Genomic DNA, 22875 nt, shown 5'->3' with positions numbered 1-22875 from the left:
GCAGATGACCGAGGACGGGTAGGTTTCGTGCGTCTCCCCTCTCTCCAGTGACGAGCGATGGCGTGATGGCTTCTGCCTAGCGCGCCAGCCGCCGCGGGCCGCGGCGCGTGACACTTTCGGCGCGGCGGGCGCGCGATCGCCTCGTTCCAAAGGCGTTTACCTCGGCCGCCGAGACCTCCGTCGTCGTTCCTGTGCCGTACGCCAGAATCGTCCACATGACGAAGCCGGCCACCGCGCTCTCCACGAACGGGTCAGACATCGAGATGGCGAATCCCGCGATGAGCGCCGGGCGCAATGTCACGCAAGTGCGCCAGCACCTAAGAGCGAAATGGCAGAACACGGCGATGAAGGCTAGGCCCAGCAGCCCGCCGATCTGCAGGAACGACAAGAAGAAGTTATGAGCGTAAGAGATGTCCGCGCCTAGGATCTCCTTCGACGGTTCGCGCAGAGATAACCATCCTGTGCCGGTGAAGGGGCTCGACACGAAAGCTTCCCACGCCATATGGAACAGGGACAACCGCGCATCGACGTTGCTGCCAGGGTCATAGCCGCCAACTGAGCGCTGCTGTGTCACCTCCGAGAAACCGAGAACGCCCACGCCCACGAGCACCATTGCGGAGACACGCACGAGAAAGCGCGTCAACATGGTGCGTCCCGCATCCCACAGCAACACGAGCAGCCCCGCGCCGAGTGCGATGAAGGCGCCCCGTGAGAGCGTCAGAACGGAGACCGCGCCAGCCGCCAGCGCCGCCCACCGAGCACCTGGAACAAGCGAGCGGCGACTCCACAGGACGAACGCCATGACCACCATGACACCGGCGACGTAGTTCGAACCGCCCCAGGGAAGAACCGCCAACACATGGAACCGCGAGAGCGAACCGACACCGAGACCCAGGACGACAAGATGCAGCACCGAGATGCCCAAGAAAATGAGCACACCAACGTCGAACCACGAGAGCGTCGCGGCGACGTTCCACCAACGCCGTCCGGTGACCCATCCTGCGAGCGTTGCCAGGGCGAACGAGACCGCTGCGAGGACACCGGGGGGCGTCGGCGCGTTTAGCAGCAGCGCGACAATCATCGCAGCCACCGCCGCGAACACCACGAGGGTGCCCGAGAAGAGGGATCTCAACTGACGGCTCGCTCCCAAGGAGCCGAGGGCCGCGTCGAACAGAACAGGTAGCGACATTACGACGATCCATGGCACCCGCGATCCCAACCCGTCGACGAGGCCGGCCGGCAGCACGATGCTGGCGAAGGCCAAGGCGCCGAGAAAGGCTGGCCACTGCCACGGCCCAAGAGCATCCTGAGACTGGCGAGGGCTCCCCGCGGCTTGTCGCCCGACACGTTGATCGGTCAGGACGGGCGAGGAGACCTCAAGTCTAGGCGTTCGTACCCTGCGCCGCGCCCCGACACTCATGGAGCCCACCCGCTTGCTCGTATGTCCAGCCCCGGACGCCGCTCTGAGGCGCGCGCGCCTGTCTCTCTGTTCCGCCGCGGCCATCGAGGGGGCAGCACCGTGCACACTCACAGGCGGACGACGGTCGCCTGCACCGCCGCGTCGTTGCGGCCATGGCTCACGCTGCCGCCGCGTGCCGATACGTTCATGACCCCTCGGGTGGCGAGGACCGGGATGCTGGCCGCCGCAATCCTGTCCACGGCGTAGGCATCGTGCTGTTGAAGCAGCACGACGACGTCAGCCTCCGCAGTCGACGCGTACGCGTCGCCCTGCGTTTCGGACGCGGCATCGACACCGTGGAGAGGCCGCGTCGCGACGAACGACGTCGCGACGAACGACCTCGTGCGTGGCCGACGCGTTCCATTGATCAGCGAGCGCATGCGAGTCCTTGGATCGTTGAAAGTAGGGGCTTCCCGGCCGTGAATAGTACCAACCCCAGGGCTCTTCATCGTGCCCGCGGAACCGAAACGGCGAGCCCCACATCACGAAACTCACGGCCCAGAATAGTCGCGCGGTGGAGGTAGGGCATTGTTCATAGAAGCCGCCGGTCGCCGTAGGCGGGCCTGGCCGGGAGGCGGCCGAGAGGGCCCGGCGGTTGATGGCCGTGACCCTCGCTGTCCACGGTTCAATGCCGCGGCTACTTCGACGTCCGTCCTGCGGACGTCATTTCTGACCTGGATTCTGCCCTCCTCCGCCCTGTGCCCCCCCCGAAGCGATGCCGTGTCTCAACGGGATCGGAGATAGCGATACCCGCGAACGTATCGACGCGTTCGTCACCTCGGCCCCGCCAGCGCTGGACCCGCTCGCCATGGTCGGCGAACGGGTCTCTCTTGACGAGGGCGTGGTCGTGTTCGCGGCAGCCGTCGTCACGACGAATGCACGTCTGGGCCGGCACGCTCACATCGGTCGCGGCAGCTCCGTCGCGCATGACTGCGTGCTCGCCGACTACGTCTCGGTCATGCCGCTCGTGTCCATCTCCGGCTCGGTCCGGGTGGGCAAGCGGTCGTTCAACGGAACGGGCGCGAGCATTCGACAAGGGGTGACCATCGGATCCGACGCAACGATTGGTATGGGCGCCGTGGTTCTTGACGACGTACCTGATGGGGCCGTCGTCGTGGGCAACCCGGCCCGCCCCCTCCCGCGCGTCAGACCTGAGCCGAGTGACGCAGAGCCGCGATGACGGTCTCCAACGCCGGTAGCGTCTGACGTTCCATCTGGGCGAACACGTCCGGGCTTCGACGGAACGGGTCGACGATGTCAGCGTCGTCGTCGGTGCGGGCGTGCACGAGGTGGTGGCGGTCTGCCGCGGCCGCGGCGACGCGCGCCACGAGCGAACGGCCTCGCACGTGCTCGATATCGTCGGGCTGCAGCCCTTCGACGAGGTCGGCGAAGTCGGTGAGCGCGAACGTCTTGCGCAACCCCAACGGCGCCTCCTGCACCACCGCGCGGCGGTGCGCGCGTGTCGCGGTCAGCACGAGGTCGGCGTCCTCGACCATGTCCACGGTGAGCTGCCGCGCCCGGAATGCCGTCGAGTCGATGCCTGCTGCGTCGAGGAGCGCCACGGAACCTGGGTCAACCGGCCACCCTGCCAGGGCTCCGGTTCCGGCACTCGTCACCTCGATACCCAAGCCGTCCAGCTCGGCGGCGAGGCGCAGGTGAATGTACGGCGAGCGACACACGTTGCCGGTGCAGACGACGAGGATGCGACCGCCCGGCGCCGGGTAGGGCTCGCTCCCCTGCCCCGCTCCGCGATCCAAGGTCAACGACGCGTCGTCGCCCTGCCACATCCCACCGAGACCGGGTGCGTCGGTCGGGAGCTCCAGACCGTGACGGCGCCGCGAAGCCCGGGTCGGCAGATCCGCCCACGGGTCGAACGAATGCGGTGTCTGCTCCTGCTCGTTCTCCCGCCGGGACGGACGCGAACGCGGCTCGTCGGCGAACGGGTCGAAGTCGTCGCTCACGCGTCGGCCTCCCGAGGCTCGACGCCCTCACTCTGAGCCGCCATGCGCTCTGGGGAGAACTCGTGCACGAGCGGCACGACATCGGCGATCGAGTCGCACACGCGCGTCGGCACGAACGGGTAGCGATCCACCTGGTTGGGCTTCGTCGAGCCGGTGAGCACGAGGATGCTGCGCAATCCGGCCTCCAGGCCACTGCGCACGTCGGTGTCGAGGCGGTCGCCGATCATGACGGTTGATTCGGAGTGCGCGTCGATGCGGTTGAGCGCGCTCCGCATCATGAGCGGGTTGGGCTTGCCCACGTAGTACGGCTTGACGCCCGTGGCTGCCGTGATCATGGCGGCGATCGAACCCGTCGCCGGCAGCGGCCCCTCGGCGCTCGGGCCCGTGACGTCCGGGTTCGTCGCGATGAAGCGCGCGCCGCCCTCGATGAGCCGGATGGCCCGCGTGATCGCGGTGAACGAGTACGTCCGCGTCTCCCCCAGCACGACGTAGTCGGGGTTGCGCTCACTCATCGTGTACCCGACGTTGTAGAGCGCCGTCGTCAGGCCGGCTTCGCCGACGACGTAAGCCGAACCGCCCTCACGCTGATCGTGGAGAAACTGCGCCGTCGCGAGCGCCGACGTCCAGATGGCCTCTTCGGGGATGTCGATACCGCTGCCCTGCAGGCGGGCACGCAGATCGCGCGGGGTGTAGATCGAGTTGTTCGTCAGGACGAGGAAGCGTCGGCCGGTCTCCTGCAACGCCTGGAGGAACTCCGCCGCCCCGGGAATGGCGTGCTCCTCATGAACGAGCACGCCGTCCATGTCGGTCAGCCAGCACTCCACAGGACTCTTGTTCGTCATGGTGTCATCCTGTCACGCGCAGGCGACGTGAAACCGTCGCCGCGACGACCAGGAGGCGTGGTGCCCAGCACGTCACAGCGTCGTCAGGTCGTAGTCGACGATGACGGCCGCGTGGTCGCTCCACCGCTGGTCGTAGGCATCGGCCCGCCCCACCCGCGGATCGCTCGCGACGGCCGCGAGCGCCGGGCTGGCGAACTGGTAGTCGATGCGCCATCCCGCGTCGTTGTCGAACGCCTTGCCGCGCCACGACCACCACGTGTACGGCCCCGGCACGTCACCGTGATGGCGGCGGACGACGTCCACCCAGCCGCTCTCGCCGAACCGCGTGAGGTAGGACTGCTCGTCGGGCAGGAAACCCGCCTTGCCGCGGTTGCCCTTCCAGTTCTTGAGGTCGTTCTGCCCGTGCGCCACGTTGAAGTCGCCCATGACGAGGGCCGGGCGTTCGACGAGCCGGGCCATGCGCGCCTCGACGGCGTCGAGGAAGCGGTACTTCGCCACCTGCTTGTCGGTGTCGACCTCGCCGGTGTGGACGTAGACACTGGCGATCGTCACGGTGTGACCGTCGATCGTGACGTCGGCCTCGACCCAGCGGCCGACCTCGTCGAACCCGTCGATGACGGTGACCGGCGTCGCCATCGCGTGGCGGGTGAGGATGGCCACGCCCTCACGGCCGGCCGTCGCCGACTCGGCGTGGGCCAAGGCGTACTCCTCGAGCGCCGAGCCGCCGAGCGCGGTGGCGAACTGCTTCGGCGTCGCGCGTACCTCCTGCATGGCGACGACATCCGCGTCCTGCTCCGCGAGCCACTCGAGCCCGCCTCGACGCTGTGCTGCTCGGATTCCGTTGACGTTGGCGGTGACGACTCGCATAGCGTCATCGTTTCAGGTGTGCGCGAGGGGTGTCGAACGCGCGAAGGCCCCACCGAAACCGGTGGGGCCTTCCTCGGGGGTCTGTTCAACGCCCCTCGACGACGGGGCGCCCGAGCGAATGGACGGTGAAGCCCGCGTCGGCCCACTTCGCACCGTCGAGCACGTTGCGACCGTCGATGACGACCTTGTTCGCCACCTTGGCGGCGACGTCGGCCGGGTCGAGCTCGCGGTAGTGCTTCCACTCCGTGAGGTGCAGGACGATCTGCGCACCCTCGAGCGCCTCGTCGATGCTGTCGACGTAGTTCGGGCCCGGCCGGTTGGCGCGGGCCACCGGCACCGCTTCGGGGTCGTGGACGCGCACGTCGGCCCCGAGTTCGACGAGTCGTTCGGCGACGTCGAGCGCAGGGCTGTCGCGGATGTCGTCGGAGTTCGGCTTGAACGCGGCACCGAGCACCGCGATCGGCTTGCCTGTTACGTCGCCGAGGGCACCCTCGACGAGCGAGACGACGCGTTCGCGGCGCCGCAGGTTGGTGGCGTCGACGCCGCGCAGGAAGGCGACCGAGTCGGGCAGGCCCAACTCCTCGCCGCGGGCAAGGAAAGCGCGAATGTCCTTGGGCAGGCAACCCCCGCCGAAGCCGACCCCCGCACCGAGGAACTTGCGGCCGATGCGCTCGTCGTGACCGATCGCGTCGGCGAGGGCGAGCACGTCGCCGCCCGTGGCCTCGCAGATCTCCGCCATGGCATTGATGAAGCTGATCTTCGTCGCGAGGAACGCGTTGGCGCTGACCTTGACGAGCTCCGCCGTCGCGTAGTTGGTCACGAGGCGGGGCGTGCCAGCCGCGAGCGCCTTGGCGTACACCTCGTCGAGCTTCTCGACATCCGCATCGGCGAACTCGCCCTCGACGCCGTAGACGAAACGGTCGGGCGTGAGCGTGTCCTTGACCGCGAAACCCTCACGGAGAAACTCCGGGTTCCACACGAGACGTGCGTCGACGCCGTCCGTGACGTTCTCGCGGATCGCTTCGAGGACGCGCGGAACCGTGCCGACCGGCACCGTCGACTTGCCGACCGCGATCGAGCCTGCCTTCATGTGGGGCGCAAGTGCGGTGAACGCGGCGAAGACGTAATCCGTGTTGGCCGCGTACTCCCCCGCCCGCTGCGGGGTGCCCACGCAGACGAAGTGGACGTCGGCGTCAGCGGCGGCGCTGATGTCGGTGCTCCAGCTGAGACGGCCCGTCTCCGTCATGCGCGTCAGCAGATCGGTGAGGCCCGGTTCGTAGATCGGGCTGCGCCCCTGCGACAGCGCCTCGATCTTCTTCGCGTCGACGTCGATGCCGACGACGGTGTGGCCCAGTTCGGCCATACAGGCCGCGTGCACGGCGCCCAGGTAACCGGTGCCGATGACGGAGATCCGCAAACTCATGCGGGCAGTCTAGGTCGCCGGGTCAGTGCTCACGCGGCGACTTGCCCGCAGTCACCGGAAATTCACTCGGGTGTCTCAGCCCAACTTCACGACGCCGAATGCGACGAGTGTGATGACGGCCAGGAGCGCGTACCCCGTGATGTCGACGCTGCGCGAACGAACCTTGATGTCGAGTACGTAGCGCTCCGGGAGGACGGCACGCATCACGGCGCCGGCGAAGAGACCGAGCGACATCACGACCCCGCCCGGACGAACCTGGCCGGCCATGACGGTGATCAGCCCCGCCACGACGAGACCGACGACGACGAGCCAGGGGATGCCGAGGCGGAAGCGCGTCACAGGCCTCGCGCGTCGGCGTCGCGCTCCGCTGCCTCGACGACGTTCATGAGCAGCAGCGCTCGCGTCATCGGACCGACGCCACCCGGGTTCGGGGAGACGTACCCGGCGACCTCCGTGACGTCCTTGGCGACGTCACCGGCGACCTTGCCCTCGACACGCGAGACACCCACATCGAGCACCGCAGCGCCGGGCTTGACCATGTCCTTCGTGATGAGGTCGGGCACTCCAGCGGCGGCGATGACGACGTCCGCGTTCTTCGTGTGCTCCGCGAGGTCACGGGTGCCGGTGTGGCACAGCGTGGCCGTTGCGTTCTCGCTGCGGCGCGTGAGGATGAGCCCGAGCGGGCGACCGACCGTGAGGCCACGGCCGACGACGACGACCTCCGCGCCCTTGAGCGGGACGTCGTAGCGGCGCAGCAACTCGATGACGCCCATCGGCGTACACGGCAGCGGTCCCTCTTCGCCGAGCACGAGCTTGCCGAGGTTGACCGGGTGCAGCCCGTCGACGTCCTTCTCGGGCTTGACGCGCGACAAGAGCGCCACCTCGTCGAGGCCCGTCGGTTGCTGGATGAGGAAGCCCGTGCACTCGGGGCTGTCGTTCAGCTCGTCGATCACGGTTTCGACCTCTTTCTGCGTCGCGCTGGCGGGCAGGTCCTTGCGGATCGAGACGATGCCGATCTCCGCGCAGTCCTTGTGCTTCGCGCCGACGTACCAGTGCGAACCCGGGTCGTCACCCACGAGCACCGTGCCGAGGCCCGGCGTCACGCCGCGCTCCTTGAGACGGGCCACGCGCTCACGCAGCTCGTCCTTGATCGTCGCGAGGGTGGCCTTGCCGTCCAGCGTCGTCGCAGTCATGGCCCCAATCCTGCCAGACGCCCCGGGCGCGCGGTCGGCGCTCACACCGGGGTGTGACGGGACGCTCGTGATCGACGTGGGCTCGCGCGTACGGTCGTCGTATGACACGAGCGAACGAGCGTGCCGAGCGGCGAGTGGCGTGGCGCGTTCCCGCGCTCGTGGCACTCGTCGTCGGGGTGCTCGTCGTGGCGTTGTTCCTCGTCGTCGACCGCCGTTCGTCAGCCCCGGTCGCCGACGCGCCCTCACCCAGTCTGAGCGGACGCCCCGTGGTGGCCTTCGTCGGCGACAGTTACTCCGCCGGCTCGGAGGCGAGCTCACCGGACAAGCGATGGACCACCGTCCTGAGCGCTGAGCGCGGGTGGAACGAGATCAACGTCGCCGTGCCTGGCATGGGCTACGACGTGGGGCGTCCGACACAGCACTACGCTTCCCAGGTCGCACGAGCCGCAGCGTCGAAGCCGGGCACGGTCATTATCTCCGGCGGATGGAACGACGTCGCCCGCGGCGTGCCGACGGCGACCATCGTCGAGGGTCTGCGCGAGACGCTCGCGGCGGTGAAGAAGCACGTCCCCGAGGCGCGCGTCGTCGTCATCGCACCGATCGGACCGGCGAGTTCTCCCCCACCCGACCTCGTACGGCTGCGCGATGCCGCCGCACCCGTGGTGCGCAGCTCAGGTGCGACGTGGCTGGATCTCGACTTCCCGCTCACCGGTCACCGGGAGTGGATCAGCCCTGACGGCCTGCACCCCAACGACGCGGGCTACAAGCGTCTCGCCGAGCTCACGAACGCGCGTCTGAAGTAGCCCGTCGGCCACCGGAGCGTGCCGCCATGGCTGCCGCCGCAGCGGTGACGACCATGCCGACGACGGTGCGCACACCGACACCTTCGCGCGCCACCGGGTCGAGCAGGTCGATGACGAGCGCCGCGACGAGCTGCCCCATGATGCCCATGAGCCCGAGCACGAGCACGCTGATGTGCTCCGTCGCCCACGCCGACAACCCGATGAACGCGATGCCCAGCGGCGCACCGAGCCACGCCCACCAGGGAGCGTCGTGCGGCCACTGCCACTGCGTGAAGCCGAGGAGCACGCGCGCACCGGCGAACACCACGAGAGCGATCACGCCGACGAGGAAGTTCTGCAGTGTCGTCGCGTACGAACTGCCTGCCCGCGCACTGACGCGCCCGTTGAGACCCTGCTGGAACTGCGTCATGACGCCCGCGATGATGACGGCGAGGGCCGGCAGGATCGCGATGCCACCCGGGACGTGCTGCCCGCTCACCGTGATGGCGACCCCCACGACGGCGACCGCTCCGGCGAGTGCGCGAGCGGGGGTGATCGGCGTGCGTCCCTTGGGCCCGGCACCGACGTGATCGGCGAGCAGCCCGCCGAGCGCGCGGCCACCGACGCTCGCGACGATGAAGACGGCAACACCGAGAAGCCCGACCGCGCTCGTCTGCACGGCGACGAACGCGCCACCCAGGACGCCGCCGAGGCACTCCCACCAGCGCAGACGTCCGGCCCGGATCGACAGGACGAGTCGCGTGGCGCCTTGGCGCAAACTCGGCACCGCGAGCGCCAGCACGAGCAGTGCGAGACCCGAGCCGAAACTCCAGATGGCAGCGACGAGCGGCTCCGACAGAGGTTCGCCGAGCGTCCCGTTGAAGCGAGCCTGGAGCGACAGGCAGGCACCACCGACGAACGCCGCGGCGAGCGCGAGCGCCTCCGAGGACGCGCGTCGTTCACGCGTCATCGCGTCACCCCTATGGACATGGCGTGTTTGGCTGGAGATGGCGCCGACGTCGCGACCATCCCCCACCAAACACGCCATCCGGCACTCGCCTGGCCGCGATCAGTGGGAGAAATGACGCGTACCGGTGAAGTACAGGGTGACGCCGGCCTTCTGCGCAGCCTCGATGACCTCGGCGTCACGGATCGAACCACCGGGCGCGACGACGGCCTTGACGCCCGCGTCGAGCAGGATCTGCAGGCCGTCGGCGAAGGGGAAGAACGCGTCCGACGAGGCGACGGAGCCACGAGCGCGTTCGGCGCCCGCACGCGTCACGGCGAGGTTGCACGAGTCGACGCGGTTGACCTGGCCCATGCCGATACCGACCGACGCACCGTCCTTGGCGAGCAGAATCGCGTTCGACTTCACGGCGCGCACCGCACGCCACGCGAACGCGAGGTCACGCATCGTGGCCTCGTCCGCGGCCTCGCCGGCGACGAGCTGCCAGCGCTCGGGATCGTCACCCGTGGTGCGACCGTCCTTGTCCTCGCCCTCGGCGTCGATCATGTCGCGCTCCTGCACGAGCAGACCGCCGCTGATCGGACGCATGTCGAAACCACCCGCAGTGGGCGCGGGCACGGTGACGAGGCGCAGGTTCTTCTTCGCGGTGAGTACCTCGAGGGCGTCGTCGTCGAACGCCGGCGCGACGACGACCTCGGTGAAGATGTCCTTCACCGTGTCCGCCATGGCCTTCGTCACCGGTCGGTTGGTCGCGATGATGCCGCCGAACGCGCTCGTCGAGTCGCACTCGTGGGCGCGCTGGTGCACGGCCGCGATGTCCTCGTCCGGTGCGCCGACGGCGATGCCGCACGGGTTGGCGTGCTTGATGATGGCGACCGTCGGCACGTCACCATGGTCGTACGCGGCGCGGTAGGCGGCGTCGGCGTCGACGTAGTTGTTGTACGACATCTCCTTGCCGTGCAGCTGCTCGCCCTGGGCGAGGCCGCTCGCGTCGGCCGTCGTGTAGAGCGCCGCTGCCTGGTGCGGGTTCTCGCCGTAGCGCAGACTCGCGGCCTTGGTGTACGTCGAACCCGTCCAGTCGGGGAAGGTGTCGCCGGTGGTGGCGTCGTTCGAACCGACGAGGTTCGCCCCCATCCAGGTGGCAACCGCGACGTCGTAGGACGCGGTGTGGACGAAGGCGTCACGCGCCAGCGCGGTGCGCTGCTGCAGTGTGAAGCCGCCGCCGCGCACGGCGTCGAGCACGTCGGCGTACGACGTCGGGTCGGTGACGATGGCCACCGTCGGGTGATTCTTCGCGGCCGCGCGCACCATCGTCGGGCCGCCGATGTCGATCTGCTCGACGCACTCGTCGATGCTCGCGCCCGAGGCGACCGTCTCACTGAACGGGTAGAGGTTCACGACGACGAGGTCGAACTGCTCGACACCGAGGTCCTCGAGCTGCTTCATGTGATCGCTCTTGCGCGAGTCGGCAAGGATGCCGGCGTGCACCTTCGGGTGCAGCGTCTTGACGCGACCCTCGAGGCACTCGGGGAAGCCCGTGAGCTCCTCGACCGCCGTGACGGGGATGCCGAGACCCGCGATGAGCTTGCTCGAACCGCCCGTCGAGACGATCTCCACCCCGGCCTCGTGCAGGCCGCGGGCGAGCTCCTCGAGCCCCTGCTTGTCGTACACCGAGACGAGAGCCCGCCGAATAGGGCGCATGCCGTCACTCATTGATCGAAACCGTCCTGCCGTTGATGGACCAACCTCGTGCGAACCCGCGGACCACGTCCACGAGCATGGTGCGCTCCTCGACCTTGATGCGTTCGTGGAGCGATTCCTCGTCATCGTCGGCGCGTACGTCGACGACGCGCTGATCGATGATGGGGCCTGTGTCGACACCGGCGTCGACGACGTGGCACGTCGTACCGGTGACCTTGACGCCGTGCGCGAGCGCGTCCCGGACGCCGTGCGCCCCGGGGAAACTCGGCAGCAGCGCCGGGTGGGTGTTGATGACGGTGTGGCGCGAGAGAGTCTGCGCGCCGAGGATCTTCATGAACCCGGCCGAGACGACGAGCTGACGCGCTTCGTCGTCACCGCCGGTGAGCGCCGCGAGGTCGAGGTCGTCGGCGGCATCGCTGAACGCGCGCTCGATGGCGTCGGCGAGCGCCGCGTCCCACTGGCTGCGCTCGGGGAAGTGCCGCGTCTCGACGGTGAAGGTGGGGATGCCGGCGAGGGTGGCGCGCTCGAGGCCGGTGCACTCCCGATCGGCACCGACCGCGACGATCTCGTACACCTTGCCGTGGGCGTCGTCGTCGATGAGAGCCTGCAGCAACGAGCCGCTTCCGGAGACGAGAACGACGACCTGCAGGGGCTTCGACTGCTCGCTCACGCCCCCACCCTATCCCCCGATGTTGAGCGGTCGCAGCGGCATCTGTACCCGGATACCCAGGCAACATCGGCGAGGTTTTCCACAGGCCCACATTCATCGGGAGCATCCTCACCGCCGGCACGCAGGCTGGAAGCATGACTCCCCGTTGGAAGCAGACCCATGAGCGAGCCGTGGCGCTGGCAGAGTCGAGCTACGGCGTTGTGAACCGCGCGCGTCTTAGGCAAATCGGCGTGACACGGGAGGACGTACGCACACATGTCCGCGCCGGACGTTGGATGCAGTTGGGTGACAACACCTTTCGCCCGCCGACAAACGCTTGGTGCCCTGAACGCTCTCCCATCGCTGTCGCCGTCTTCGAAACTCAGGGGCCGGCCTGGGCCGAGGCCTCGAGTGCCCTGATTCTCCACGGTTTGCGAGGCTGGAGCGCGCAGCAGATCGTCGTGGCGCTGCCTCACTACGGTCAGCGCACGTCCTTCCCGCCCGGCACGCGAGGGATGTTCCTGTTCCGGCCACCCCGGCTGTCGCAGACACCGATTCCCCACTCTCATCCCGCATGGGCGTCGTTGCGCGCCGCCGCCATCGCGCGAACGGATCGGGAGGCTGCGACGGTGCTCGCCATGACGGTGCAGCAGCGACTCGCGCGAGCAGACGACTACTGGCAGGCCCTCGAATGCCTCCCCAAACTGCACCGCCGCAAACTCATTCGCGAACTTCTCGGGGACATAACCACCGGGTCCGAGTCGATTGGTGAGATCGATTTCGTTCAGCTGTGCCGCAGACGCGGTCTACCGGTGCCGGATCGTCAGGTTCGACGACGTCACCCGAACGGCTCGTACTACCTCGACGTGCGCTGGGAGGCTGCGAAGCTCACCGTCGAGATTGACGGCATGCACCACTTCCTGGGCGACAACCCGACTCAGGACGCCCTGCGTCAGAACTACCTCACCCTGGGCGGTGACGCCGTGCTGCGCATTCCCGTGGTGGCGCTGCGCACCGATCCGGATCCGTTCTTCGCGCAGATCGAACATCGGCTGCGCCTCGCGGGGCTCCTGTGACGCCGATGTTTCCTGGGTATCGCGGGACCGGTGCCGCGGCGCCCGCTCAACATCGGGGGTGGGGGTGGTCAGTCGAGGAAGAAGCGCTGGACGGTGCCCGGGTGCTGGTCGTGCTGGTTCTCGCAAGCCTCGCGCGCCTGGTTGGTGTTCGCACCCCAGAGGCACTTCTGATAATCCATCGTGCGCTCGTACTGAACGAGCGGGGCAACGACCATGGCGATGAGCAGGGCCGTGAGACCGAGCCCGATCATGTTGGGCGCAACGGCCTTGTTCTGGCCGGACTTCTTGAGGTCCTGGATGAAGCGCACGCCGTAGTAGAACGACGCGACGAGCGGGATCACCGCAAGCGCCGTGCCGGGCATGGGCAGCCACGACAGGGCGAAGCCGAGGATGAGGTAGCGCAGCGACAGCATGCTGTTGCGCGCACCGACGGGCGCCTTCGGAGTGTCGTTCACGTCTCTCCCAACGAGCGAGTGCCTGGGATTACTCCCGACCTCAGCGGGTTTTTCAGTGGGTGTGGTTCAGCACCCAGTGCCGCACGCCGGCCACCGCGACGGCCGGCGGCACGAAAAGGACGGGCAGCAGCACCCATGCGTTCCACCCGGGGCCGACATAGTCGAGGAGCCCGGTCGAGACACGGGCCGTTGCGAACCACCACACGAGCCACATGACGAGCGTGGCGAGCGCAGCGGCGCACAGAGCCACCGTGCATTTCGCGCGAAGGCTCGACAGTCGCGTCAGCGCGCCGACAGCGTCCCAGCCGATCCAGCCGCCCACTGCGATCGGAACGAGGAGGAAGATCCACGTCCAGGGCCCGACCCCGTCCGGCAGCGCGCCGAGCACCGGAATCATCGGCAGAGTGCCGGGCGTCATCGCGCCGTGCCCGATCGAGACAGCACCGACGTGCACCGACGAGCCGGTGAACCATCCGGCGCCGAGGGCCATGAGGTTGGGCAGAGCCAGAAGCTGCGCCGCGACGAGGAGGATACCTCCGACGAGACCGGGGTTCAGCTGTTGGTGGACGGTCCAGACGCGTCCGCCGTGCCAGGCGACGAGCGCGACGACGAGAACGAGCGAGGCGAGGGCAAGCCAGCGCAGGCCGCGTAGCCCGGACCGGATCGAACGCTGCAGCAACAGCGGTGTGGCGTCGAGGACGAGATCGTCGAGAGCCTTCAGCTCAGGTGAGTGCTCCCGCTCGTGCCAGGCCGTCCATGCCACGCCGGCAGCCGCGACGACGAACGGTCCGAGCAGGAGGGACCACCAGCTGATGTGGCTCGCACCCAACGAGGCAACGACGGCGAGCACCTGAGCCGCAGCGACGTAACCGCCGATGAACGCGAGCAGGATGAGGCGCAGGTCGCGCGCGTGCAGGCGCTCGTCGGGGAACGCCGCGCGAGCGCCGAAGCGAGCTGCCAGAACGCAGAGAAAGGTGAGGACAAGGGGGCTGAAGACGACGCTCGTGCCGTCGACGTTGACGTGTCCGCGGTGCGCGAGCGCCCACAGGTCGATCGTCACGCCGAGCGTGTCGTTCCACGACGAGCTCGACTGCGAATCGATCGTCCACGCTGCGAAGACCGGCACCATGAGCGCGATGACGACACCGATGGCCGACAGCGCTCCGTAGCCGAACGCGAGGGGCACGTGCGGGCGTCCCTCGGGCCGGGCGTCCTTGCCGCTCGTCGGCCGTCCGGGGCCGGGCCGCTGGGAAACGCGAGGGTTCTGCGCGTCACGAGGGGGTTTCGCACCGCGGTTCGACGCGTTGCGTCCTCGGTCGAGCTCCGGACGCGACGCTCCCCTGCCGGCCTGGCTGCTCTGCGCTGCACGCTGCGGACGCGCACCGGACCCACCTCGGCCGTCACTCGGACGCGGGGGTCGCGGACGGTTCGAGGAGGGACGTTCGGCGGGATCGGGGCGTCGTGAAGTCATCTCGCCCGTCATCCTCTCAGGCCCGCCTGGGAGCCTCACGCTGCCACGCCGTGGACACACGCGAGCGGGCCGGTGAGACGCTCTCACCGGCCCGCTCGGGGCAAGACACCGCTCGGGCGTCAGTTGGCCTGGATACGCACCGGACGGTCGTCGCCGTAGCTGCAGTCGACGTCGATCGTCTTGATCTTCTGGCCGGGCGAGACTTCGTACACGAGGTCACCGGTCGTGGTGTCACCCTTGTAGAGCGAGCCGTAGCCGAGACGCGAACCGTAGTCGACGTACTTGTCGCTCGGGCTCGTGTTGTCGCTCAGGCGCACCTTGACGCAGCTGCTGCTGAAGCGCAGCTCGTCGTCGTCGAGGTTGGTTGCCGAGATGTTGATGGCCACCCAGCGCTTGCCCGCCGCGGGCTTCTGGTAGTCGCTGGAGGACTTCACGTCGTCCGTGACCTTGCTGACCTTGATCGACATCTTGTCGGTCTTGACCTCCTGGCCGACCTTGCCGACCTTGGGGCCCGACGAGTCGTCGCCGCCGGAGTCGTCGTTCGACTCCGAGGAGCTCGGGCTCGACGACGAGCTGCTGGGCTCCTCACTCGGGGACGAGGACTCCGACGACTCGGGCGATTCCGAGCTGCTCGGGCTGTCCTCGCTCGGGGCCGCCTCGCTCGAGGAGCTGGACGAGGAACTCGAGCTGGTACCACTGGAACCTTCGACCTGCGTGCAGGCGCTCATGCCGAGAGCCATCGTGCCTGCGATTGCGGCGACGCTCAGCTTGCGCGTCATCAACTTGGTCATGTGCTCTTCTCCCTGTTCTGAGTGAATTTCGGACTCGCGCCCGAACGGTGCTGTCGAAAAATTGAGGATGGTGTGCGCTTACTTGCTCACATCGATGCGGATGGCGCGCTGGTCGCCTTGCAGCGAACTGAGCGAGCACTTGACGTCGACCTGCTTGAGCTTCTGACCGGTCGGCACCTCGAACGTGATGTCACCGACGGCGGTGTCGCCCTTCTGCAGAGCACTCGAGTTGAACTTGGTGCCGTAGTCGGAGAAGAGCGAGTCGTCAGCCGTCTGGTTCTGATCGGTCTTCGCGTCGACGCAGAACAAGGTCGAGAAGTTGAGCGGCTTCGACGACGTGTTCGTCACGCTCATGTTGACGGCCACCCAGCGCTTGCCCGCGTCGGGCTTCATGAAGCTGTCGGAGGAGACGGGAACCGGGTCGACGACCTTGCTGATCTTGACCGTCATGTCGCCCGTCTTGGCTTCCTCGCCGACCTTCGCCCGCACGAGGCCCGACTGCCCCTCGGAGCCCGAACCGGGGTCTTCGGAGCTCGACTCGCTCGACGAGCTGGATTCACTCGGCTCGCTCTGCGAACTCGATTCGGGAGCGGACGAGCTCGCCTGTGCCTGCTCGCTCGAGGATTCACTCGACTGCGGCGCTGCCTCGCTCGAGGACGATGACGAGTTGGACGATGCGCCCGACCCGCCTTCGACGCTGGTGCAAGCCGAAGCGGACAGCACCACCGCGGCAGCGGCCGCGAGCATTGCGGAACGTGAGACCTTCATGACTTCTCCTCCCCCGCCCGGGCGCCATCGCTCGGGATCCCAGGACAAAACTAACTGCACCTGAGACGCGAAGAAGGCTCGTTCGGTTCCGCCGGTGATCAATGTTCTCAATTCGTGTCCGAGCAGCCGGAATGTGGACGTTTTTCGCGCTCGGACACGACAACGCCCGGCCGCCGTCCCCTGCGGGACGACGGCCGGGCGTCGGTGATTCAGTGCGTCACTTGGAGAGGTTGTTCATGATCTCCGTCATGAGAGCAGCCGTCTCGGACGGCGTCTTGCCGACCTTGACGCCGGCGGCCTCGAGGGCCTCCTTCTTGGCGGACGCGGTACCCGACGAGCCGGAGACGATGGCACCGGCGTGGCCCATCGTCTTGCCCTCGGGGGCCGTGAAGCCCGCGACGTAACCGACGACCGGCTTCGTCACGTTCTCCTTGATGTAGGCCGCGGCACGCTCCTCGGCGTCGCCACCGATCTCACCGATCATGACGATGGCGTCGGTGTCGGGGTCGTTCTGGAAGGCCTCCAGCGCGTCGATGTGCGTGGTGCCGATGACCGGGTCGCCGCCGATGCCGATGGCCGTCGAGAAGCCGAAGTCACGCAGTTCGTACATCATCTGGTACGTCAGCGTGCCCGACTTCGAGACGAGGCCGATGCGGCCCGGGCCGGCGATGTTCGCCGGGATGATGCCGGCGTTCGACTGTCCGGGGCTGATGATGCCGGGGCAGTTCGGGCCGAGCAGGCGCGTCTTCGTGCCCTTGCTCAGGTTGTAGAACTCGGCCGAGTCCTTCACCGGGATGCCCTCGGTGATGACGACGGCGAGCGGCATCTCGGCCTCGATGGCCTCGACCGCGGCGCTCTTGGCGAACGCCGGCGGAACGAAGATCACGGAGACGTTGGCGCCGGTCTCGGCCATGGCGTCCTTGACGGAGCCGAACACCGGAACGGACTTCGACTCACCGTTCACGTCGAAGTCGACCGTTTGGCCGGCCTTCTTCGGGTTGACACCGCCGACGATGTTGGTGCCGGAGGCGAGCATGCGCGTGGTGTGCTTCATGCCCTCCGAGCCGGTCATGCCCTGGACGATGACCTTGGAGTCAGCGTTGAGAAAAATCGACATGGAAGTCTGATCCCTTTCAGTTGGCCGCGGCCAGCTCGGCAGCCTTGCGGGCTGCGCCGTCCATGGTGTCCACGACCGTCACGAGCGGGTGGTTGAAGTCGGCGAGGATCTTGCGGCCCTCTTCGACGTTGTTGCCGTCGAGACGCACGACGAGCGGCTTCGTGGCCGAGTCTCCGAGCTTCTTGAGGGCGCCCACGATGCCGTCGGCGACAGCGTCACACGCGGTGATGCCGCCGAAGACGTTGACGAAGACGCTCTTGACCTGGTCGTCACCGAGGATGACGTCGAGACCGTTGGCCATGACCTCGGCCGAGGCACCGCCACCGATGTCGAGGAAGTTGGCCGGCTTCGCCTTGCCACTGGTGAAGTCCTCACCGGCGTAGGCGACGACGTCGAGCGTGCTCATGACGAGGCCCGCGCCGTTACCGATGATGCCGACGTTGCCGTCGAGCTTGACGTAGTTGAGGTCGAGTGCCTTGGCCTTGGCCTCCAGCGGGTCGGCCGCGGCCTTGTCCTCGAGCTCCTCGTGACCGGGCTGACGGAAGTCGGCGTTCGCGTCGAGCGACACCTTGCCGTCGAGGGCGACGATGTCGCCGTCCTCGGTCTTCACGAGCGGGTTGACCTCGACGAGGGTTGCGTCCTCGTCGCGGTAGACCTCCCACAGCTTCTGCAGCACGGGGACGATCTTGGCGCCGGTCTCGGCGTCGAACTTCGCGGCCTCGACGATCTCCTTGGCCTTGGCCTCGTCGATGCCGACGTTGGGGTCGACCTCGATGCGTGCCAGAGCCTCGGGACGCTCCACGGCGAGCTGCTCGATCTCCATGCCGCCCTCCTTGGAGCACATGGCGAGGTAGCTGCGGTTGGCTCGGTCGAGCAGGATCGAGAAGTAGTACTCTTCGGCGATCTTGGCGCCCTGGGCGATCATCACGGTGCCGACCGTGTGGCCCTTGATGTCCATGCCGAGAATCGCACTGGCGTGCTGCTCGGCCTCGTCAGCGCTCTTGGCGACCTTGACGCCGCCGGCCTTGCCTCGGCCACCGGTCTTGACCTGGGCCTTGACGACGGTGACGCCGCCCGACTTCGCACCGATCTGCTCGGCGGCAGCCTTGGCTTCTTCCGGGGTGGTGGCCGTCTGGCCTGCCAGCACCGGAACGCCGTGCGCCTCGAACATGTCGCGCGCCTGGTACTCGAAGAGATCCACGCGAATCCATCCTCATCGTTGAACTGGAGTGTTCCGTCTGTGACTTTAACGCGCTTTCGACGCGGGTAGTAACCGGGGGCTTCCCAGCGTCGCGACGGAGGTCAGGCTGTGGCTGCGGGCTGACCGACGTTGGCCCGCACCCAGTCGACGACCGTGGTCGTCGGGGCACCCGGAGTGAAGATCTGCGCGACACCCATCTCCTTGAGCGGCGGGATGTCCTCCTCCGGGATGATGCCGCCACCGAAGACGACGATGTCGTCGACGCCCTGCTCCTTGAGCAACTCGGTGACCTTGCGGAACTGCGTCATGTGAGCGCCGGAGAGAACGGACATGCCGATGGCGTCGGCGTCCTCCTGCACGGCGGCGGTGACGATCTGCTCGGGCGTCTGGTGCAGGCCCGTGTAGACGACCTCCATGCCCGCGTCACGCAGGGCACGGGCAATGACCTTGGCGCCACGGTCGTGGCCGTCGAGGCCCGGCTTGGCGACGACGATGCGCAACCGCTCGGTGGCACCTTGCGTGTTCTCGGACATGGTGGGCTCCCTTCGCTCGTTACCCGAACTGTAACGCGCACCACACGGCAAAATTCAGTTAAGCGTCGTTAACCGAGATTTCGATCGTGTTGCGCTCGCCATCTGTTCGGGCCCGCACGGGGGCTCCGGCCGGCTCAGAGCTTCGTCACCGGCGCGTAGCGCAGCAGGAGGCGCTTGGGTGGGCCGTCGCCGAAGTCGATGTGGGCCATCGCGCGATCACCCTGACCCTCGACGCGGATGACCGTGCCGAGGCCGAAGCTGTCGTGCGTCACCTTGTCGCCGGCATCGAGGTTCGGGATGGCGCGGTTGCCACGGCCCACGGCCGAGTTCTTGTTCGCCGAGAAGGAGCCTGCGCGTCCGCCACTCGACAGGCGCGCGACGGGAGCGGCGCCGCGGCCGATGACGGGGCCGTCATCGTCGTCACGCCGCGAGAACCCGCCCGAGCGCGAGCCCCCGCCGTAGCCGGAACCGTAGCCGCGCGGACCCGTGGCGAACGTCGTGCCCTCGCGCTCCCAGTGCAGCAGGTCGTCGGGGATCTCGCCGAGGAAGCGCGACGGGGGGTTGTACTGCGGCGCACCCCAGGCCGAACGCACCGCAGCACGCGAAAGGTAGAGCCGCTGCCGAGCGCGCGTCAGACCGACGTAGGCGAGGCGCCGCTCCTCCTCGAGCTCCTTGGTGTCGCCCAGCGCGCGCATGTGCGGGAACGTGCCGTCCTCCATGCCGGTGAGGAAGACGACGGGGAACTCGAGGCCCTTGGCGGTGTGCAACGTCATGAGCGTGACGACGCCCTGATCCTCACCGTCCTCGGGAATCTCGTCGGTGTCGGCGACGAGCGAGACCTGCTCGAGGAAGTCCTCGAGCGTGGCCCCCGGGTAGTTGTCGTCGAACTCGTTCGCGACGGCCACGAGCTCGGCGAGGTTCTCGATGCGCGTCTCGTCCTGCGGGTCACGGCTCTCGCGCAGCTCCTTGAGGTAGCCGGTGCGCTCGAGGATCGCCTCGATGAGCGGGCCGACCCCGCTGCCGCTCTCGCGCACGACCCGCAGGCCCTCGAGCAACTCGGTGAACCCGCGGATCGCGCTCACGCTTCGCGTGGCGATGCCCGGTGCGTCGTCCGGGCGGGCGAGCGCCTGGATGTAGGTGATGCGCTCCCTTTCGGCCAACGCCCCGATGCTCGCCTGCGCCCGATCGCCGATGCCGCGCTTGGGGGTGTTGACGATGCGACGCAGGTTGACCGTGTCGGCCGGGTTGGAGATGACGCGCAGGTAGGCGAGCGCGTCCTTGATCTCCTTGCGCTCGTAGAAGCGCGTGCCGCCGACGACCTTGTACGGCAGGCCCACGCGCACGAACACCTCTTCGAGCGCGCGCGACTGAGCGTTCGTGCGGTAGAAGACGGCCACGTCCTTGGGCTTAACGCCGCGGCTGTCCCCCAACGAGTCGATGGTGCGCGCGACGAAGGCCGCCTCGTCGTGCTCGCTGTCGGCGACGTAGCCGACAACCTTCTCCCCCGCGCCCTGATCGGACCACAGGTTCTTCTTGCGCCGCTCCGGGTTGCGCTCGATGACGGCGTTCGCCGCACCGAGGATGTTCTGCGTCGAGCGGTAGTTCTGCTCGAGCAGGATCGTCGTGGCGTTCGGGTAGTCCTCCTCGAACTCGACGATGTTGCGGATCGTCGCGCCGCGGAACGCATAGATCGACTGGTCGGCGTCACCGACGACGCACAGGTCGGCCATCGGCACGCCCTCAGCCGCGCGTGAGTCGCCCTCGGCATCGACGGATTCGATGCCGCCCGACGCCTTCTCACCACCGGCGAGTTCACGCACGAGCACGTACTGCGCGTGGTTCGTGTCCTGGTACTCGTCGACGAGGATGTGGCGAAAGCGGCGCCGGTAGTACTCGGCCACCTGCGGGAACGCCTGCAGGATCGTCACCGTCGTCATGATGATGTCGTCGAAGTCGAGCGCGTTCGCGGCCGTGAGGCGCTGCTGGTAAAGCCGGTAGGCGTCGGCGACCTTGCGTTCCTGATCGGTCTCGGCGCGACGCGCGGCCTCCTCGGCGTCGATGAGCTCGTTCTTGAGGTTGCTCACCTGGAAGCTGAAGGACTTGGGCGGGTAACGCTTCGGGTCGAGGTCGAGATCTCGGGTGACCATCGCCATGAGGCGCTGGCTGTCGGCGGCGTCGTAGATGGAGAACGTCGACTTGAGGCCCACGTGCTTGGCCTCGCGGCGGAGGATGCGCACGCACGCCGAGTGGAACGTGCTCACCCACATCGCGTTCGCGGCGCGCCCGACGAGCTGCTCGACGCGTTCACGCATCTCGGCCGCGGCCTTGTTCGTGAAGGTGATGGCGAGGATCTGCCCGGGCTGGGCTCCTCGTTCGGCCATGAGGTAGGCGATGCGGTGGGTGAGCACCCGCGTCTTGCCCGAACCGGCACCGGCCACGATGAGCAGCGGCGAACCGAAGTGCTTGACGGCCTGCGCCTGCTGCGGGTTCATGCCCTCGAGCAGGCGCGCGGGGTTCCAGCGGAAATCGGGCCCGGCTGAGGTGTCGGGGCGCCCCCAGTGCGAACCGCGCCCGAGCATCGGCGCGTCGGACTCCTCCGGCGGGACGTCGCCGTCGGCCGAGGGCTCTTCGAGGGCCCACAGCGGCACTCCTGAATCGTCGACCGCAGAGGTCTGCGCGCCCTTCGGCGTGCGTTCCGCGCGGTTCGCCCGGCGCGCGTCGCCGTTGCTTCCGGCGTCGAAACCGGGCAGGGGAAGGTCGTCGAAAAGCCCACTCATGATGGTGCCCAGTCTAGGAGTGAGCACCGACAACGTCGGCCCTCCCCGCGAGAGGCCGTGCGGGGGCTGCACGCAAGGTGGGCGACGACACGTCTCATCGGCGTCATGACGGTCAAAACTGCCGAAAAGGGCGCCTACCCTGGAGGGGTGGATTTCAATGCCCTCCTCGATGCGGTACCGGCTCAGGCCGTCTATGCCCTGACCGGCCTCATCATTCTCGTGGAGAGCATCGGCATCCCCCTGCCCGGCGAGATCATGCTCGTCACTGCGTCCCTTCTCGCGTCGGGGCCGGAGCCGCGCATCAGCATTCACGGCGTGGCCGCCGCCGCCATCGTCGGCGCTGCGGTGGGTGACTCGATCGGCTACTTCGTGGGCCGCCACTTCGGCGATCGCCTGTTCGGCTGGCTCGGCGAACGCTTCCCGCACCACGTCAACGACGAGACGATCGGCTACGCCAAGCACGCGTTCCACCGCCACGGCGTGTGGGCCGTGTTCTTCGGCCGCTTCGTGGCACTGCTCCGCATCTTCGCGGGCCCGCTCGCGGGGTCCCTGCGCATGAGCTACCCGCGCTTTCTCCTAGCCAACGTCACGGGCGCTTTCGCGTGGGCCGGCGGTCTGGCCTACGGGGTTCACTTCCTCGGCAAGGTCGCGGAGAAATGGATGCACAACTTCTCGTTCGTCGGCCTCATCGTGGCCCTCGCGTTCGGCGTCTTCGTCTCCACCGTGATGCGCAAGCGGATCAGCGCCAACGTCGCGGCCTACGCCGAGGCCAAGCGGGCCGCCGGCGAAGAGATCAACCCGACGACCGTCGCCTGACGCTCGGATAGCGAACGCACGGCGAA

Annotated in this window: 23 protein-coding genes; 4 read left to right on the top strand and 19 right to left on the bottom strand. The window is 67.9% G+C overall.

What is annotated here, in order from left to right:
- Positions 1-76 precede the first annotated feature (76 nt).
- Complete coding sequence (locus tag H7F30_RS07325; protein ID WP_187037697.1) at positions 77-1264, bottom strand: O-antigen ligase; 1188 nt, start codon at positions 1262-1264, stop codon at positions 77-79.
- Positions 1265-1527: 263 nt separating this feature from the next.
- Positions 1528-1839 (bottom strand): hypothetical protein, encoded by a 312-nt coding sequence (locus H7F30_RS07320; RefSeq protein WP_187037694.1) that lies wholly within the window; start codon positions 1837-1839, stop codon positions 1528-1530.
- A 335-nt stretch (positions 1840-2174) separates the two neighbouring features.
- Between H7F30_RS07320 and H7F30_RS07315 the strand changes: the two genes are divergently transcribed.
- Positions 2175-2639 carry a hypothetical protein gene (locus H7F30_RS07315; RefSeq protein WP_187037692.1) on the top strand — a complete coding sequence of 155 codons (465 nt, stop codon included), beginning with the start codon at positions 2175-2177 and terminating at the stop codon, positions 2637-2639.
- Here H7F30_RS07315 and H7F30_RS07310 read toward each other — a convergent pair.
- The 6 genes from H7F30_RS07310 to H7F30_RS07285 form a co-directional block, all read right to left on the bottom strand.
- On the bottom strand, positions 2605-3420 hold the full coding sequence (locus H7F30_RS07310; protein ID WP_187037690.1) for a hypothetical protein: 816 nt from the start codon (positions 3418-3420) through the stop codon (positions 2605-2607). The genes H7F30_RS07315 and H7F30_RS07310 overlap by 35 nt on opposite strands.
- On the bottom strand, positions 3417-4262 hold the full coding sequence (locus tag H7F30_RS07305; protein ID WP_187037688.1) for an HAD-IIA family hydrolase: 846 nt from the start codon (positions 4260-4262) through the stop codon (positions 3417-3419). Before H7F30_RS07305 ends, H7F30_RS07310 begins: the two co-directional genes overlap by 4 nt.
- 72 nt (positions 4263-4334) lie before the next feature.
- Positions 4335-5129: an exodeoxyribonuclease III gene (locus tag H7F30_RS07300; protein ID WP_187037686.1), complete on the bottom strand. Its 795-nt coding sequence runs from the start codon at positions 5127-5129 to the stop codon at positions 4335-4337.
- 85 nt (positions 5130-5214) lie between these two features.
- Positions 5215-6552 (bottom strand): UDP-glucose/GDP-mannose dehydrogenase family protein, encoded by a 1338-nt coding sequence (locus tag H7F30_RS07295; RefSeq protein ID WP_187037684.1) that lies wholly within the window; start codon positions 6550-6552, stop codon positions 5215-5217.
- A 75-nt stretch (positions 6553-6627) separates the two neighbouring features.
- Positions 6628-6891, bottom strand: coding sequence for a DUF3017 domain-containing protein (locus H7F30_RS07290; RefSeq protein WP_187037682.1), 264 nt, complete (start codon positions 6889-6891; stop codon positions 6628-6630).
- Positions 6888-7745: a bifunctional methylenetetrahydrofolate dehydrogenase/methenyltetrahydrofolate cyclohydrolase gene (locus H7F30_RS07285; protein ID WP_187037680.1), complete on the bottom strand. Its 858-nt coding sequence runs from the start codon at positions 7743-7745 to the stop codon at positions 6888-6890. The genes H7F30_RS07290 and H7F30_RS07285 overlap by 4 nt, the downstream gene beginning before the upstream one ends.
- A gap of 101 nt (positions 7746-7846) precedes the next feature.
- Here H7F30_RS07285 and H7F30_RS07280 point away from each other — a divergent pair, with 101 nt between their 5' ends.
- Positions 7847-8548, top strand: coding sequence for an SGNH/GDSL hydrolase family protein (locus H7F30_RS07280; protein WP_187037679.1), 702 nt, complete (start codon positions 7847-7849; stop codon positions 8546-8548).
- Here the strand turns inward: H7F30_RS07280 and H7F30_RS07275 are convergent.
- The 3 genes from H7F30_RS07275 to H7F30_RS07265 all read right to left on the bottom strand — a co-directional run bounded on the left by H7F30_RS07275 (position 8526) and on the right by H7F30_RS07265 (position 11865).
- Entirely contained in the window at positions 8526-9497 is a 972-nt protein-coding gene (locus tag H7F30_RS07275) for a DMT family transporter (RefSeq protein WP_187037677.1), read from the bottom strand. The two genes, H7F30_RS07280 and H7F30_RS07275, sit on opposite strands and share 23 nt — an antisense overlap.
- Positions 9498-9596: 99 nt before the next feature.
- Entirely contained in the window at positions 9597-11207 is a 1611-nt protein-coding gene (purH, locus tag H7F30_RS07270) for a bifunctional phosphoribosylaminoimidazolecarboxamide formyltransferase/IMP cyclohydrolase (protein ID WP_187037675.1), read from the bottom strand.
- Positions 11200-11865, bottom strand: a complete 666-nt coding sequence (locus H7F30_RS07265; protein WP_255464992.1) for a phosphoribosylglycinamide formyltransferase — start codon at positions 11863-11865, stop codon at positions 11200-11202. The genes purH and H7F30_RS07265 overlap by 8 nt, the downstream gene beginning before the upstream one ends.
- A 170-nt stretch (positions 11866-12035) precedes the next feature.
- On the opposite strand from H7F30_RS07265, the gene H7F30_RS07260 reads away from it, so the two are divergent.
- Positions 12036-12920: an endonuclease domain-containing protein gene (locus tag H7F30_RS07260; RefSeq protein ID WP_187037673.1), complete on the top strand. Its 885-nt coding sequence runs from the start codon at positions 12036-12038 to the stop codon at positions 12918-12920.
- A 68-nt stretch (positions 12921-12988) separates the two neighbouring features.
- Here H7F30_RS07260 and H7F30_RS07255 read toward each other — a convergent pair whose 3' ends face one another.
- From H7F30_RS07255 to pcrA, 8 genes are all read right to left on the bottom strand, one after another.
- Complete coding sequence (locus H7F30_RS07255) at positions 12989-13375, bottom strand: hypothetical protein (protein ID WP_047311810.1); 387 nt, start codon at positions 13373-13375, stop codon at positions 12989-12991.
- Between the two features lie 52 nt (positions 13376-13427).
- On the bottom strand, positions 13428-14561 hold the full coding sequence (locus H7F30_RS07250; protein WP_187037671.1) for a DUF6350 family protein: 1134 nt from the start codon (positions 14559-14561) through the stop codon (positions 13428-13430).
- Positions 14562-14965: 404 nt separating this feature from the next.
- Positions 14966-15637 (bottom strand): DUF4352 domain-containing protein, encoded by a 672-nt coding sequence (locus tag H7F30_RS07245; protein WP_187037668.1) that lies wholly within the window; start codon positions 15635-15637, stop codon positions 14966-14968.
- A 78-nt stretch (positions 15638-15715) separates the two neighbouring features.
- Positions 15716-16405 carry a DUF4352 domain-containing protein gene (locus H7F30_RS07240; protein WP_187037666.1) on the bottom strand — a complete coding sequence of 230 codons (690 nt, stop codon included), beginning with the start codon at positions 16403-16405 and terminating at the stop codon, positions 15716-15718.
- Between the two features lie 217 nt (positions 16406-16622).
- The gene (gene sucD, locus H7F30_RS07235; RefSeq protein WP_047311806.1) at positions 16623-17522 is read right to left on the bottom strand and encodes a succinate--CoA ligase subunit alpha; all 900 of its coding nucleotides are present in this window, start codon (positions 17520-17522) and stop codon (positions 16623-16625) included.
- 16 nt (positions 17523-17538) lie between these two features.
- Positions 17539-18723, bottom strand: coding sequence for an ADP-forming succinate--CoA ligase subunit beta (sucC, locus tag H7F30_RS07230; RefSeq protein WP_187037664.1), 1185 nt, complete (start codon positions 18721-18723; stop codon positions 17539-17541).
- A gap of 101 nt (positions 18724-18824) precedes the next feature.
- Positions 18825-19256 (bottom strand): cobalamin B12-binding domain-containing protein, encoded by a 432-nt coding sequence (locus H7F30_RS07225; RefSeq protein ID WP_187037663.1) that lies wholly within the window; start codon positions 19254-19256, stop codon positions 18825-18827.
- Positions 19257-19390: 134 nt separating this feature from the next.
- Positions 19391-22033, bottom strand: coding sequence for a DNA helicase PcrA (gene pcrA, locus H7F30_RS07220; RefSeq protein ID WP_222617868.1), 2643 nt, complete (start codon positions 22031-22033; stop codon positions 19391-19393).
- 147 nt (positions 22034-22180) lie between these two features.
- Between pcrA and H7F30_RS07215 the strand changes: the two genes are divergently transcribed.
- Positions 22181-22849, top strand: coding sequence for a DedA family protein (locus H7F30_RS07215; protein WP_129664736.1), 669 nt, complete (start codon positions 22181-22183; stop codon positions 22847-22849).
- Positions 22850-22875: the final 26 nt, after the last annotated feature.

Origin of the sequence: Dermacoccus sp. PAMC28757 (genome assembly GCF_014302635.1) — a bacterium.
GTDB lineage: Bacteria > Actinomycetota > Actinomycetes > Actinomycetales > Dermatophilaceae > Dermacoccus > Dermacoccus abyssi.
The sequence above is the reverse complement of the archived record's forward strand: the minus strand, read 5'-3'. Positions and strand labels throughout refer to the sequence as shown.

What these genes read in the sequence shown, in the direction of transcription:
- H7F30_RS07320 (WP_187037694.1), bottom strand. Translation starts at nt 1,839, where the DNA reads ATGCGCTCGCTGATCAATGGAACGCGTCGGCCACGCACGAGGTCGTTC.
- H7F30_RS07315 (WP_187037692.1), top strand. Translation starts at nt 2,175, where the DNA reads ATGCCGTGTCTCAACGGGATCGGAGATAGCGATACCCGCGAACGTATC.
- H7F30_RS07305 (WP_187037688.1), bottom strand. Translation starts at nt 4,262, where the DNA reads ATGACGAACAAGAGTCCTGTGGAGTGCTGGCTGACCGACATGGACGGC.
- H7F30_RS07300 (WP_187037686.1), bottom strand. Translation starts at nt 5,129, where the DNA reads ATGCGAGTCGTCACCGCCAACGTCAACGGAATCCGAGCAGCACAGCGT.
- H7F30_RS07295 (WP_187037684.1), bottom strand. Translation starts at nt 6,552, where the DNA reads ATGAGTTTGCGGATCTCCGTCATCGGCACCGGTTACCTGGGCGCCGTG.
- H7F30_RS07285 (WP_187037680.1), bottom strand. Translation starts at nt 7,745, where the DNA reads ATGACTGCGACGACGCTGGACGGCAAGGCCACCCTCGCGACGATCAAG.
- H7F30_RS07280 (WP_187037679.1), top strand. Translation starts at nt 7,847, where the DNA reads ATGACACGAGCGAACGAGCGTGCCGAGCGGCGAGTGGCGTGGCGCGTT.
- H7F30_RS07275 (WP_187037677.1), bottom strand. Translation starts at nt 9,497, where the DNA reads ATGACGCGTGAACGACGCGCGTCCTCGGAGGCGCTCGCGCTCGCCGCG.
- purH (WP_187037675.1), bottom strand. Translation starts at nt 11,207, where the DNA reads ATGAGTGACGGCATGCGCCCTATTCGGCGGGCTCTCGTCTCGGTGTAC.
- H7F30_RS07245 (WP_187037668.1), bottom strand. Translation starts at nt 15,637, where the DNA reads ATGACCAAGTTGATGACGCGCAAGCTGAGCGTCGCCGCAATCGCAGGC.
- H7F30_RS07240 (WP_187037666.1), bottom strand. Translation starts at nt 16,405, where the DNA reads ATGAAGGTCTCACGTTCCGCAATGCTCGCGGCCGCTGCCGCGGTGGTG.
- sucD (WP_047311806.1), bottom strand. Translation starts at nt 17,522, where the DNA reads ATGTCGATTTTTCTCAACGCTGACTCCAAGGTCATCGTCCAGGGCATG.
- H7F30_RS07225 (WP_187037663.1), bottom strand. Translation starts at nt 19,256, where the DNA reads ATGTCCGAGAACACGCAAGGTGCCACCGAGCGGTTGCGCATCGTCGTC.
- pcrA (WP_222617868.1), bottom strand. Translation starts at nt 22,033, where the DNA reads ATGAGTGGGCTTTTCGACGACCTTCCCCTGCCCGGTTTCGACGCCGGA.